This is a genomic window from Actinomycetota bacterium (assembly GCA_019347575.1).
GTDB lineage: Bacteria > Actinomycetota > Nitriliruptoria > Nitriliruptorales > Nitriliruptoraceae > JAHWKY01.
In genome coordinates this window covers 1-13,653 of the sequence record JAHWKY010000055.1, presented here as the reverse complement: position 1 = coordinate 13,653, position 13,653 = coordinate 1, and the positions used below count along the sequence as shown (strand labels likewise).

At 68.6% G+C, this 13,653-nt stretch carries 6 protein-coding genes; 2 read left to right on the top strand and 4 right to left on the bottom strand.

Translation table 11 applies throughout. The features are described from left to right. Positions 1–442 precede the first annotated feature (442 nt). Entirely contained in the window at positions 443–1,342 is a 900-nt protein-coding gene (locus KY469_20965) for a cell wall-binding repeat-containing protein (GenBank protein ID MBW3665575.1), read from the bottom strand. Positions 1,343–1,570: 228 nt separating this feature from the next. Here KY469_20965 and KY469_20960 point away from each other — a divergent pair, with 228 nt between their 5' ends. Beyond that, positions 1,571–1,921: a hypothetical protein gene (locus tag KY469_20960; protein ID MBW3665574.1), complete on the top strand. Its 351-nt coding sequence runs from the start codon at positions 1,571–1,573 to the stop codon at positions 1,919–1,921. 99 nt (positions 1,922–2,020) lie between these two features. Continuing rightward, positions 2,021–5,869 carry a tetratricopeptide repeat protein gene (locus KY469_20955; GenBank protein ID MBW3665573.1) on the top strand — a complete coding sequence of 1,283 codons (3,849 nt, stop codon included), beginning with the start codon at positions 2,021–2,023 and terminating at the stop codon, positions 5,867–5,869. 4 nt (positions 5,870–5,873) lie between these two features. Here KY469_20955 and KY469_20950 read toward each other — a convergent pair whose 3' ends face one another. The 3 genes from KY469_20950 to KY469_20940 all read right to left on the bottom strand — a co-directional run bounded on the left by KY469_20950 (position 5,874) and on the right by KY469_20940 (position 12,947). Then, the gene (locus tag KY469_20950; GenBank protein MBW3665572.1) at positions 5,874–11,984 is read right to left on the bottom strand and encodes a PxKF domain-containing protein; all 6,111 of its coding nucleotides are present in this window, start codon (positions 11,982–11,984) and stop codon (positions 5,874–5,876) included. Positions 11,985–12,098: 114 nt separating this feature from the next. Then, entirely contained in the window at positions 12,099–12,521 is a 423-nt protein-coding gene (locus tag KY469_20945) for a cyclic nucleotide-binding domain-containing protein (protein MBW3665571.1), read from the bottom strand. A gap of 21 nt (positions 12,522–12,542) precedes the next feature. Then, a complete protein-coding gene (locus tag KY469_20940) occupies positions 12,543–12,947 on the bottom strand; it encodes a cyclic nucleotide-binding domain-containing protein (protein MBW3665570.1) in 405 nt (134 codons plus the stop codon). Positions 12,948–13,653 lie beyond the last annotated feature (706 nt).

Below are 13,653 nucleotides of genomic sequence, written 5' to 3'. Positions count from 1 at the left end.
ACGGAACCCCGGTTCGTTCAAAGCAAGGAACTGCATCGGGGTGTGGGCGACCACCGTTGCGGAGCGGTCGGCCGATCCAACAACCTGGCCTCCTACCCCGAAGAACGGTGGCGGTTCGTTCGGCCCGCCGTTCGGTCGCGGGAGTATCTAGGTTCCCCGGCCGAACGGACAACCTCCGTGCGTTCGCGCGTCATGACCGCGCGTCCAACGCGCAGGCTCGTAGTCGGCGTCACGCGAGTGAGTATCTCCAACAGATCCGCGAGGAATCACACCCCGGTCGGACTTAACCTCGGCGGCCGCACCTCGCAGGAGATCGCCCTGTCCATCCTCGCTGCCATAGTCGCCACCCGGCACGGACGGGGGGGCGGCTGGCTCAGCTGACGGGGCGTCGTTCGGAACGGGATGAGCGGAGCCGACGACGGCTCCGCTCATCCCGTAGGACCTACCCGCCGACCCGGATGAAGAACGAACGATCGGTCGGCGTCCCGGCGGAGTCGGTGGTGTCGACCAGCACGGTGCTCTTGGTGTTGCTCTCGCTGCAGATTACGCCTTGTTCATCCCCTGCATCCTCCCCACCGCACGGCGTCACCACGATCTGTCCGCCGGCCGCTCCAGGATCTGCGGCCGGGGCCCTCGACACGTTCGCCGTCACGGGCGCGTCCCAGACAGAGTTGGGGAACACCACGAAGATGGCCCCGTCCCCGTCCCCACCGTCAGTGGTCGTTATCCCGCCTGATTGCGCCGCGATCGAACCGTCATCCAACACGTGTGCCCACATCGGTAGGAACACCGCTGAGTCCATCCCGTCAAGTAGGTCGGAGTCTGCGGCCTTGTCGGTTGCCCCGAGGAAGTCGGTGGAGTCCATGCCGTCGAGCAGGTCGGAGTCCTTGACCTTCGTCGGCAGGGCCTGCGAGATCTCGGTCATCGTGGCGAAGCGGTTGTCTCCTGCGATGCGTGTGACGTTGTTTGTCCACGCGTTGAGCTCGCCGACGACCTTGTCCGAGACGGCGGCGGGTCCGCCGAACACGTAGATCGTGTCGAGCTTGTTGGCCTTGTTGTTCGTGAGGCGGTCCAGCTCCGCTGCGGTCTCCGGCGGCACGGTGTCGCCGGTGGTGGGACTGCGGACCCCGAGCATGGGGGCCGTGTTCAGCCCAGCGAGGGTCGCGCCCATGAGCGCGTCGGGGAAGTTGTAGCCGTCGGCGACGTAGGCGATGTCGGTCTGGCCAGGGTCGATCGCCTGCGCCGTGTTCTGGCTGCTTCCTACGAGCAGCCCCAGCACGAGCGCGACGGCGAGCATGGCGGTCAGCCATCGGTTCGCGTTGCTCCGTATCGAGGATGTCATCCGCGTCCTCCTTCACGTTGGCAAGGCGGACTGCCCGTCTCACAACGTGCAACGCTTACTACACAGGCCGTTGTCAGACAAGAGTGTCTACCCGAATCGGACATCAGGAGGGCTCACGCCTGGTGGATCCGGGCCTTGCCACAGAACGGAACGATTTCTACGATTTCGTTCAGTCCTCCGAGAGGTTCCTGCTTGTCGACCCGCCAAGGCGCCCCGCCCACGGACGTCCTGCCGAGCCGGGCGGATGCGAAGAGCGAGCAGTTCCAGGCCAACCGCGACGGCAACCTCGAGCTGATCGAGCGGTTCAACGAGCAGCTCGCCCTCGCTCGTGAGGGCGGTGGCGAGGAGAAGGTCCAGCGTCACTACGACCGCGGCAAGCTGATGATCCGCAAGCGGATCGAGCTGCTCCTCGACCGGGACTCGGCCTTCCTCGAGCTGTCCCCGCTGATCGGGTGGGGGAGCGACTTCAAGGTCGGCGGGTCGACCGTCCAGGGCATCGGGGTGGTCAACGGTGTCGAGTGCCTGATCGGTGGCGCCGATCCGACCGTGAAGGGCGGGGCGGGCTGCCCGCCGCGTTGAACGCCGGGTGCGGCTGGGTGAGCTCGTCTCGCGTCGCGAGGACCCGTCCCGGACGCAACCCTGTCTCGCTGTGAGATCTCTGGGTATCGTTCTCGGAGGATGGGAACAGCGCCTGGAGTGGGCATCGTCGGTGGGTCGTCCCTAACTGCCCCGGAAGTGCTGGCTCGGAACGAGGAGCTCGTCCCGTTCGTCCCAGCTCTGGCGCTCGACTGGGTGCGACGCTTCGGGTCGGGCCGACGACACGTGGTGCTGGACGGGTCGCTGCTGTTCGCGGACATCACCGGCTTCACCCCTCTCTCGGAACGGTTGGCGGCCTACGGTCGAGTGGGCGCGGAGGAGGTCAGCGATCTCGTCCACGACGTGTTCGGCAACCTGCTCCGTGTCGCCTACGACCATGGGGGAGATCTCCTCAAGTTCGGAGGCGACGCCCTCCTGCTCCTCTTCGAGGGGCCCGAGCACGCGCTGCGCTCGGCTCGCGCGGCAGCGGTGATGCGACATCGGCTGCGTGCCCTCGCCGATCTGCGATCCTCAGCGGGGCGCGTCCGACTGCAGATGAGGCAGGGCGTCTACACCGGCCCTATCGACGCGTTCCTCGTCGGCGGGTCGCACCAGGAACTCGTGATCACGGGACCGGCTGCGACCGCCGTGCTGGCTCTCGAGTCCTCCGCTGAGGGAGGCCAGATCGTCGTCTCCTCCGGAACCGCTCGGTGCCTCCCGGAAGCATCGCTGGGAGATCGCCGGGCGGGCGGGTACCTGCTGTCGCGTTCACCGCGTGGTCCGGCGAGCCCCGGGCCAGCGGAAGGATCGACGGAGAGACATGGTCGGATCCAGGACGTCGAGACCTACCTACCGACCGCGGTGCGAGGGCACCTCGGCGCAGGCGGCACCCGCGCGGAGCACCGCCAGGCGATCGTCGCGTTCGTCGCCTTCTCCGGGACGGAGGAGCTCCTGACGAGGGACGGGGGGGAGGCATGCGCGTCGGCCCTCCACGAGCTACTCACCGTGGCGCAGGACGCGGCGGATGAGCACCGGCTGGCGCTCCTCGGCTCCGACGTCGCGCCGGACGGGGGGAAGCTGATCCTCGTGGCTGGATCGCCCGTGTCCCACCCGGACGACCCTGACCGTCTGCTGCGTACGGCCAGGCAGGTCGTGGCGGCGTCCGTTCCGCTGGAGGTGCAGGTCGGCGTCAACGGGGGATCGGTCTTCTCTGGGATCGTCGGTCCGGCGTTCCGGCGCACGTACACCGTGATGGGCGACACCGTGAACCTCGCCGCTCGACTCGCCGGCCAGGCCCCAGCCGGGGGTGTGCTCGCGGCGCAGGAGGTGACGGAGCGGACCCGCCTGCGGTTCGACCTCGGCCCCGTCGTCCCTCTCGTCCTCAAGGGGAAGCGGGAACCGGTTCCCACGGTCACGGTTGGCCACCGTCAGGGCGTTCGCGTCGAGCAGCGGCCACAGCTCCCGTTGATCGGTCGCCAGGACGAGCTGGGCGTGCTGGAGGACGAACTGCGAGCCACCGATGCCGGATCCGGCCGGGTGGTCGAGCTGATCGGTCCTCCCGGCATCGGCAAGTCCCGGCTCGTGCACGAGCTACGGGAGCGGCACCCGGAGATGCGCCTGCACTACGCGAACTGCGATCCGTACGAGGTGGCGACCCCGTACTACCCGTTCCGGGAGCTCCTCCGGTTCCTCCTCGACACCGGTCGGGACGAGGAGCGGCCGCTTCGAGCGGCGATCGATTCGGTGGACGCGGCCCTCGTTCCGTGGGCTCCCCTGATCGGCTCCGTGATCGACGTCCCTACAGCCCCTACCGCGGAGGTCGAAGCGCTGGATCCGAGGTTCCGCACCGTCCGGCTACACGAGGTCGTGGGTGCCCTCCTCACTGGCCTCCTCCCGGAACGGGCGCTGATCCGGATCGAGGACATCCACTGGATCGACGCGGCCTCTGGCGCACTCCTGGAGTACCTCTCGCGATACGTCATCCCGGGACGATCGTGGCTCCTGATCGCGTCCACCCGCGAGCCCTCGTTGGACGGTGTGGCCCACAGGCAGCTCGAGCTCGCCCCCTTGGCTCCCGCCGAGGTGCAGCGGTTCGCCCACACGGCCGCGAGTGAAGGCTTCGTCGCGCTTGACCGAGCGACCGAGCTCGCCGGGAAGGCCTCGGGCAACCCCCTCTTCCTCGAGCAACTCCTGACGTACGGACAGCTCGCTGCCGACGACATCCCGGACAGCGTGGAACGGCTCATCGCGGCCCGCCTTGACCGTCTCCCGTCCGAGCAGCGGGATCTGCTGCGGCATGCATCGCTCCTGGGTACCAGGTTCCAGCTCGAGCTGCTGCGGTCGGTCACCGGCACGGGGGTCGACGACGATGACATGGCGTCGCTGGCCGAGTTCGTCCGTCGGGACCCGGACGGCACCTACGTGTTCGAGCACGATCTGTTCCGCGACGTCGCGTACGCCGGACTGCCGTACCGGCTGCGGCGCCAGCTCCACGATCGCGTGGCCCGCATCTTGGAGACCCGATCGATGGGTCGGACGGAGGGAGCGGCCGAGATCCTGGCGCTTCATTACCACCGGGCGGGACGGTACGAGAAGTCGTGGGAGTACACGCGCGCCGCGGCGCGCCGCGCGAGCGAGCGTGCCGCTACGGAGTCAGCCGTTCGTTTCCTGCGGTGGTCGCTCGACGCAGCGGGACGGATCGCCAGCGTCGACCCAGGCGAGCTCGTCGCGACGTGGACCGCTCTCGGCGATCACCTCGAGACGATGGGTGCGTACGGACAGGCGGAGCACGCCTACCGCAGGGCGCGTCGCCTGGCGCTCGAACCGCAACGCCCACCCCTGTGGTACCGGTCGGGGATCATCCGCGAGCGGGAGGGTCGTTACTCGAAGGCCCTCTGGTGGTACGGCCGTGCGGCGAACGTCCTCGGATCGGGCGATGAACGGGAGGACAGGATCCTGTGGGCACGCGCGCGGCTGCGTCGAGCCGAGGTCTACCTACACCAGGGACGCACCGCACGGGCGCTGCGTGAAGCCCGCGACCTGTTGCCGGTCGTCGAAGCGACCGGCGACGTGGAGCTGGATGCGCGGGCGCACTTCGTGCTGGGCTGGGCGCTGCGTACCGCGCCCGAGGGAGATGACCATCGCCACGAGGCGTTGACGCTGTACGAGCGTCTCAACGATCTCGGCGGCCAAGCGATCGTCCATATCGACCTCGGTGTGGCGGCCTACTACCGGGGTGCCTGGGGCAAGGCGGTCGAGCACTACGAACGGGCGCGCGACCTGAAGGACCGCATCGGTGACTCCGTCGCGGCGGCGATCTCGATCAGCAACATCGGGGAGATCCGCTCCGACCAGGGGCGCCTGCCGGAGGCGGAGGACGCCTTCACGAACGCTCTGCTCGTCTTCCGTGCCGCTGGGTTCTCGATCGGTACCGGGGTCGCTATCGGCAACCTCGGCCGGGCGGCGTCCAGAAGTGGCCGGTTCGATGTCGCGACCGACCGGCTCGAGGAGGCGCTCGAGATCTTCCAGGGGATCGGCTCCTCCTCCTTCGCGACCGAGATGCGCGCACGTCAGGCCGAGTTGCTGGTGTTCCAGGACGAGGTGGGGGAGGCAGCCGAACGTGCTCGTGAGGTCATCGCCGACCTCGATGGGCGCGACCCGGTCCCCGCGGACGCCATCGCCGCGCGGGTCCTGGGGGTCGCGCTCGCGAGGACCGGCGACCTCCTGGGAGCAGACGAGATGTTGCACGCCGCGAGGGGCCACGCCGAGACCGTCGGTTCGGCCTACGACATCGCGCTCGCTGAGGCCGCACTCGGTTGGGCGTTGTCGTCCGCCGGGGCTGACTCCCGATCCGCCCGGATCCACACGGCGTCAGCCGACCGGACGCTCCGCAGCCTGGACGTGACCGTGCCGGCCCTCCGACTCGTCCTCGGACCTGCCGCGCACCCGTGACGCGTCAGGATGAGAACCGGAACCATGCGTTGATCTGTTGACCGTCGGTGAGCTTCAGTTCGAAGCGCTGACAGGTGCCGCGGAACGGCTCCGGGATGACCGCGTCGAACTGCATCCTGTCGGAGATGAGCATGACCCCTTGGTTGTTGACGCTCGTAGCTGGGATCGGATCCCCGGTCGGTGTCGCAGCGTCCGTGGAGGCGGCGCAGGCCACGGGCGACCATCGGAGAGCAGCGATGGCTGACGTGTCCTGGAGTGCCACCCCGCCCCGGTACAGGCGCCACTTGAACGGGACGGCGTCCACCTCGCGGTCCACCTGGTTGAACACGTCGTTGGCGACAGGCGAGTAGAACCCTCGGAACTCCACAGGGGGCTCGTACACGTCGTAGACGGACGTCGCGGTCGACCTGTTCCCCGCTCGGTCCTTCCCAGCCGCCTCGAAGGTCTGGTCCTCCCCGTACGCCAGGGGCAGGAGGGAGCCTGGCGGATGGGTCCCGACGCACGTGGCGGTGCCGGAGGTCGGGTCCGTGCACGTGAAGTCGGTGACCACGGTGTCCGTGGTCAGGTACCTCGCCCCATGTGCGGGGCTGGCGATCGTGACCACCGGTCCGGTCGTGTCGATCGCGATGACGATGTCCCTGGACAGCGATCCGTCGGACGCTCGCACGTCGAACCGGTGGATCCCGTCCGTGGCGACGGTGAACGACGGTCCGTCGAGTAGCTCCTCCCACGGACCACCGTCGACGCGTCGCTGGTAGGGCGCTCCAGCGGGGTCCAGCGTCACGGTGACGGCGGAGCGGAACCATCCGTTGTCGCCAGGTGTTCCCGCGAGCTCGAACGCGACATCGCCCCGGCCAGACAGCGGCAGGCGCTCGCCCTTGTGGCGCCAGTAGCCGACGTCCCCATCGGCGTCGACGACCTGCACCAGCACGTCGATGGGGCCTTCCGCGGTGCCGGGGAGCGGCCCGACGCCGAACCAGGTCCGACCGTCCCCACTCGACAGACGGGCGTGGTGCCACGTCCCGTGATGGTCGCGGTACGTCGCGACGACGGTCGCGGCCTGAGCGTTGGCCTCGAGCGTCGAGACGCGGAATGTCACATCCGGCCCCTGACGCCGCGCCTCGACGTCGAGGATCTGGGGGGGAACGTTGTCTGCGGCCTCGGAGAGGTACAGACGGATCGACAGGGACGTGTCCAGACGAAGATCGCCGATCACCCGTCCGTCCTCCTGGCGGTCGGTCCGGAACGTCCACGGCAGGACCGTCAGGACCTGGCGTTCCCCGAGGACCGTGTCGACGGTGCTGACCTGGAGGGGGGAGGTCGGGAAGATCGTGCCGAGCGCCTGCGGTTCGGGTTCTCGATCCCCGCGATCGACCACGGAACGCGCGAACACGGGATCGACATCCTCGAGATCGACCGAGGTCGCCCCCAGGAGCGCCGCGCCGTGCACGCGTTGGCCCGCAGCCAGCAGCTCCGTCAGGTCGAGGATGGCGCGCGGTCCTGTCGGACGACCGCTCACGGCGAGCGGCTCGTAGCCGAGCGGTCCCACGACCCGGTGGATCAGCCCACTGGCCGTAAGTTCCGGGACGAGGCAGCTCGATCCGTCCGGGCAGTCGGCTGCCTGGGTCGCCAGCGGGAGCTCGATCGTGAGGTCGACGACGTCCAGTCCGGTCACCGGATCGGGTTGCGGGCTCGGCAGCGCAGCAGGGTCCTCCACGTCGCCCGTCGCCGCGACCCTGTAGAAGGGGAGCCCGAAGAGGACCATCCCTTGCATCGCCTTCAGGAACTCCGCGCCGTACGTCCCTTCCCGGGCGTACATCTCGGTCTTCGTGAGCGCGTTCACCTGTCCGACGGTCAGCTGCCCATCGAGGCTGTCCGCGAACAGCGCGGCGTACAGCTCGCCCGCAGCGACGGTCTCGGTATCCCCGTAGTTGAACCCACTGTTGGCGAGGAGCACCCCGCGTCGCTGCATGACATCGTCCGCCCAGTCTCGGACGTCGCCGGGGTCGCCAGCGGGGAGGTCGTACCCGAGGTGGCAGGCCATCGAGAACACGAGCGATCCGACCGGGAAGGATGCGAGGTCTCCTGCCTCGTACAGCTCCTGGGCGCTGCCCGTCAGGTTCCCGAGGGCAGGAAGGAAGCGGCGATGGTCGGCGTGACCGTTCACGGACGCGACGACCTCACGGCCCGTCGTGTCGAACGTCAGGAGCTCGTCGAGCGCCGCGCGGTCCCAGGTCTCGCCGATCAGGGTCGAGGTCGCGGTGTTGAGTCGGTTCTGGAGTCGCTGGGCGACGAGGTGGGCACCGTCCGACAGATGGTCGTACCCGGCTACCGCGGCCGCCGCGGGGTCCAGGATCTGTGGATCCAGACGGCCGTCGCTTCCCAGGAAGCGTTCGAGGGAACCGATCATCGTGGTGACGTCCCCCGTCAACCGACCGACGCCGATATCCGGTAGCCAGACGCCGTGATCCAGCCACGGTCGGGCCTGGGCCGTGCCGAGGTGGTCGTCCGTCAGGAACAGGCCCGCCTGCAGCGCGGCCGTCAGGGGGGTCCCGTTGGCGGGTGTCGCTCCTCCGGCGTCCTCACCGAGGTCCGCCACCGCGGTCGAGACGAAGTTGACCTCGTTGGCCAGCACCGAACCGTCGCGGACGCGGAGGAACGGGATCTGATCGTCGTCGCCGAGCACCACCACGTGAGCGATCGGCAGATGCTTGCGGTACTCGAGCACGAGATCACGAACGGCCCCTGCGACCTCGTTGGCGGCGACCGGGTCGCATCGGGATGCATCCCAACGGGCGTAGGCATCCGCTACCGGGTTCGTCGTGTCGGGGTCCCAGTGGGTCCCGGCGATCGGCACCACGAGACCGCGGATGCCCAGATCGTGTCGAACCCCGACGTCGCCCACCTTCGTGAGCAGCGCGTCCCTGTCTTGGGTTCCGAAGCGGTCGCTGATCCGTTGCCGGGCGAGCAGGAACAACGTGTCGGTCTGGGGGTCGACGGTGCGGGGATCCGGAAGCGTCCCGTCTTCGTCCGTCCCGCTGGCGAACGGTTTGGGCTGGCATGCCCCGAGATCGATCCGGTGGGGTGCGATCACGTGGTGACGCAGGACGTAGGGCTCCACGGACGCGGCCCCGTTGTACCCCGACACGATCAACGGGTAGTAGCCGCCCTCCCCGTCGACCGTCTCGATGATGATGGTCTCGTGCGTGGTACCGCGCTCGATGGAGACCGCCCGGACCCCGTTCGCGTTCAGGGGGTTGGCGTTCAGTGGGAGATCCTGCAGCGTCTCCGGTGGCGTCGTGCCGTCGGTGCCGTTGGCGTGCCACTCCGTCCCAGACTCGGGGACCACCCGGTTCGCGTTGAGGGGGTTGGCGTTGAGCGGGTTGGCGTTCAGCGGGTTGGCGTTGAGCGGGTTGGCGTTCAGCGGGTTCGCGGTCGCCCCTCCCAGGATCAGGTCGTAGTCCTCGGGGAGGTGGCTGAGGACGATCTTGACGCGGGAGTGCGGTTCGGCCGGTACCGGGATCCTCCAGACGTCGAGGTCTCCCGGTTCTCCGATGTGGGACAGGACGAGCGTGTCGGATGGGACCTCGACCCAGCCGTCCGCGGGATCGTCGGGTCCGTTGGGCTCGAAGCGTTCGATGACGTCGACCGGCGCGGACTCGTCCGTGCTGGCGGCGTAGGCACCCGCTGCGGACAGGTCGTCTCCGTGCACGGACCCGACCGCGGTGAAGCTGCCCAGGACCCGTCCGGGGTTCGTCTGGAGCGACAACGACGCGCGCGTACCTGCGGCGACGTAGAGATCCGGCTGCCACGTCAAGGCGACCCGTTCCCCTTCGGGGCGCGTGGTCGGTTCGCCGAGGACCGCCGACTGGTCATCGGCCTGCAGGGTCGCGGAGTCCGGGACGTAGGCGAAGCCCGGGGGGAGCAGGATCCGGAACACCGGATCGACGAGCGATGCCCCGTCCGGCGCCACGTCGGCGGACAGCGTGTACGTGACGAACGGTCCGGGTTGGAACCGCTCGGCGAGGTCGAGACGGTCGAGCTGCACCCCCTCGAACGGGAGCGAAGCCGCGTTGTGGATCGTGCCCAGGATCGTCTCGCCCAGGGTGGCGTCCTTGAGGGCGGCTCTCGGCAGTGCAGCGAGGAGGTCGCCCACCGTTCGACCGGGCTCGAACGCGTCCGCTTCGGTCGCGGCTGCGACATCTGCCGACCCGTCGCACGCGACGGATGCGCAGTCCACCAGCTCGGTGAGTGGGCCGCTCAGGGGGACCGTCGCCCACGAGGTCAGCCTCGCGTCGAACTGGAGCGCCGGGTCCGGGCTCTGGAGCGGCACGGTCGCCAGCGGCGAGGACGGATGCAGGGCGATCGCGTCCATCCCGATCTCGTTGAACGGGATCGCGGTCATGTCGAGGCCCAGGAGGTTGAGCGTCACGAGGGTCGCGGTGTGCTCATCCAGTCCAGCCTCGGAGCAGTGGAACGCCGCTTCCTCGAGGTAGGCGCACCAGGACTGTCCTGAGGGCAGGTGGATGTCTTCCAAGGCTGTGGCGCCGGTGGCGACCGCAGCGAGCACGAGTCCGCCCAGTCCGCTCGCGGCGAGATCGATCTCACCCCACCGGATGGGTGGTTGGGGCACCGGATCCAGGGTCATCACGTCGAGCAGCGAGAGATGCTGCAGAGCGACGTGGTTGCGCGGTTCGCTCCCTTGTCCTGTCGCGGCGACGATCTCCGCGTGTCGATCGAGGACCGCCTGCCACCCGCCGGCCCGCAGGAGAGCCACGCTCGTGAGGGGCACCTGTTCGAGGACGCGGTACGGCGCCCCGAACAGGAACGAGTTCGCGTTCAGCGGGTTCGCGTTGAGTGGGTTGGCGTTGAGCGGGTTCGCGTTGAGCGGGTTGGCGTTGAGCGGCGCGTGGAGCAGAGGGTTGGCGTTGAGGGGGTTGGCGTTCAGGGGGTTGGCGTTGAGCGGATTCGCGTTCAGCGGCGTGGCCGCGAGGCCGGTTCCCGCGAAGGGGATCGAGGCGACCGGCAGATCGGTGACCGGCACCTCTCCGACACCGGCGGCCACGGCAGCGCGATCCGCGGTCAACGTGAGCCCCTCGATCGCAGCCGGGGCACAGGACGTCACGACCGTTTCCACGGCCGACTCGTTGTTGGTCTCATCGGACTCGACGACCCGCTCGGACTCGTCGACGGTGACGATGAGCCTGGCCCGTCCGCCGAAGGCACCCAGCGCATCAGGCGGCACACGCAGATCGGTCGGCACCGTGATCGAGCGTTCGTGACCGAGCCCTGCGCCTGCGATCGGCACGGATGCGAGGAGGACGTCCCCGGGGTCGCGGATGTCGTCCTGGGATAGCTCCACCAGCAGGGTCGTGTCCCGGACGTCCGCCGCCCCGGAGTTGGTTACCCGGATCTCGGCGGGGTAGGTGCGGTCGCGGCAGATGTTGCGCGGTGTCTCGAGGACCTGTGCGTGCAGGTCCGCGGTCTCAGGGGTCAGCGTCCTGAACCCGAAGTCGGCCTTCGTACCGAACTTGCCCTCTCCGGCGATGCCGTCCGCGTAGCGATCGGGGAGTGACCCGTCGCATGCCAGGAGCGGATCGATCGGCTGACAGGTGAGTCGCCACGCGAGCACGGCCGATGGGACATCGACGGCGGCTGGTCCTTTGACCGTGATCGTGTAGCTCTTGCCCGGCGTGAGGTCGAGGTCGAGGGGGTCGCCGTCCGGAGTTTCGAACGTGACGCGGTGGAAGTACGCGTGGCCCACCTGGATCTCCGCGTCCGTCTGCGAGGAGGCGGCACCCGGGTCTCCCTCGCTCGTGACGGTCACGGTGAGTTCGACGTTCGGGACGTTGCTCGTGATGCAGAGGTCCAGCGCCCGGAGGTCGGACCGCGATGGGACGAACGTCTGCGTCTGGGTTGTCCCGATGAGGCTGCGTTGTCCGGGGAACTCCGTGGTGTCGCAGGAAGGGTCCGGGTCGGGCGGGGTTCCGTCAGGGGGCGTCGTCCCGGCAACGGTCTGGTCCGTGTAGGGCCCGCTCGGGTCGTCAGCTGGTTGTCCGGCCGCCGCCGTGTGGGGCACGACCGTCGCGAGCAAGGTCGCCCCGACGAGCAGCATCGCGCACAGTGAACGTGTCGGTCGGGTTCCGGAACGCCCGGACGTACGCGGTCGAGGGGACATACAGGAGAACCTCCTAGCGGCCAGTCCCCCCAGGAACCTCGGCCACGCCTGTCAGTGGATCCGGTCGTCCAGGTCGCGTATCCGCCGTGCCATCCCAGCGAGCACCTTGAAGGTGAGTTGAGGGGCGTCCTCGAGGAGGCTGCGGAACTCCCTGGCATCGATCACCAGGGCCTCCATCGGGGTGTCGACGGTCACGGAGGCGCTCCTCGGCTCGTTGTCGAGGAGCGCGAGCTCCCCGAAGAAATCGCCGGGCCCCAAGCTCGCGATCTCGGTACCTCCACGGGTCACCGTGGCCTTCCCGCTCACGATCACGAAGAACTCGACCCCCTGCCGACCCTCCTTCACGAGCTGTCGGCCGGGTTCGAACCGCAGCTCGGTGGCACGACGAGCGATGGCCTTGAGCTCGTTCTTGTCACAGCGGCTGAACAGGGGTACCTGGGCCAGGTGATCGAGGTAGTCGCGCATCCGTGCCATGTGGTTGCTGCTCCTTGGTCGTCAGTTGGTCGAACGGGGTTCGTTCGCCGGCATCCGCGCTGCGGCCTCCTCCCGGATCCGACGCCCCACGGCGGGCACGCCGTCCAAGAGTCGCCGGAAGCCCGCACCTTCGAAGGCGAGGAGCTTCATGGGGGTCTGTGCGACCACGGTCGCGGATCGGTCCGACCCTTCGATCAGACCGATCTCCCCGAGGAAGTCACCGCGGCCGACGGCGGCGATCTCGGTCTGGCCACGACGGACGCTCGCCGTGCCCTCGAGGATGATCAGGAACTGTGCGCCACGGAAGCGTTCGAGCATGAGCAGATCCCCAGGGCGGGCGCGAACCTGCTGCGCCTGCTGCGCGATCGCAGCGAGGCTCGACCGCTTGACCCCCTCGAAGAGCGGGAGATCCGCGAGGGCCTCCACCGTCGGATCGATCCTGCTTCGAAGCCCCACGCGCCCCCCTCTGACCGTACGTACGTGGCTCTGGTCCGTTCGGACTAGTCCGAAAGTTCAGGGAGTATGTCAGGGCGCGCGCCGGCCGGGTACCAACGGAGCGTTAACGTGCGTCAGGCGCGCAGTCCCTCGCCGATGGCTGGAACGGGACCGAGCAAGCCCCGGCCGGGGCAGGCGCGGCTGACCTCGGCCGGCTTCGACGACCGGTCGGTCCAGAACTCGGCAGCCGATGAGGCACCGGTCTAGTGCCGGGGAGACGGGCTCATCGCTCCGTTCTCTACACGCAACCCCACCCTAGAACGTGTGCGAGGAGCGAGGATGCGCCGGTAACGAAGGCTTCACCCTGTTGACTGGTGATCCGCAGTCGCATCGTGAAGTCGCCGGGTGGGACGTTGTCGGAGAAGAGCCGGTTCGCCGCCATGTTGGAAGCTTGTGGAGACTTCGCATCCGTGTCGTCCAAGTAGGCGTACGCGGAACCCCGAAGACGTGTTAATCGGCATCGGACATCGGGAGGACTCACGCCTGGGTGGAATCACCCTTGCCGGCGACCGGAACGATTTCTACGATTTCGTTCAGTCCTCCGAGAGGTTCCTGCTTGTCGACCCGCCAAGGCGCCCCGCCCACGGACGTCCTGCCGAGCCGGGCGGATGCGAAGAGCGAGCAGTTCCAGGCCAAC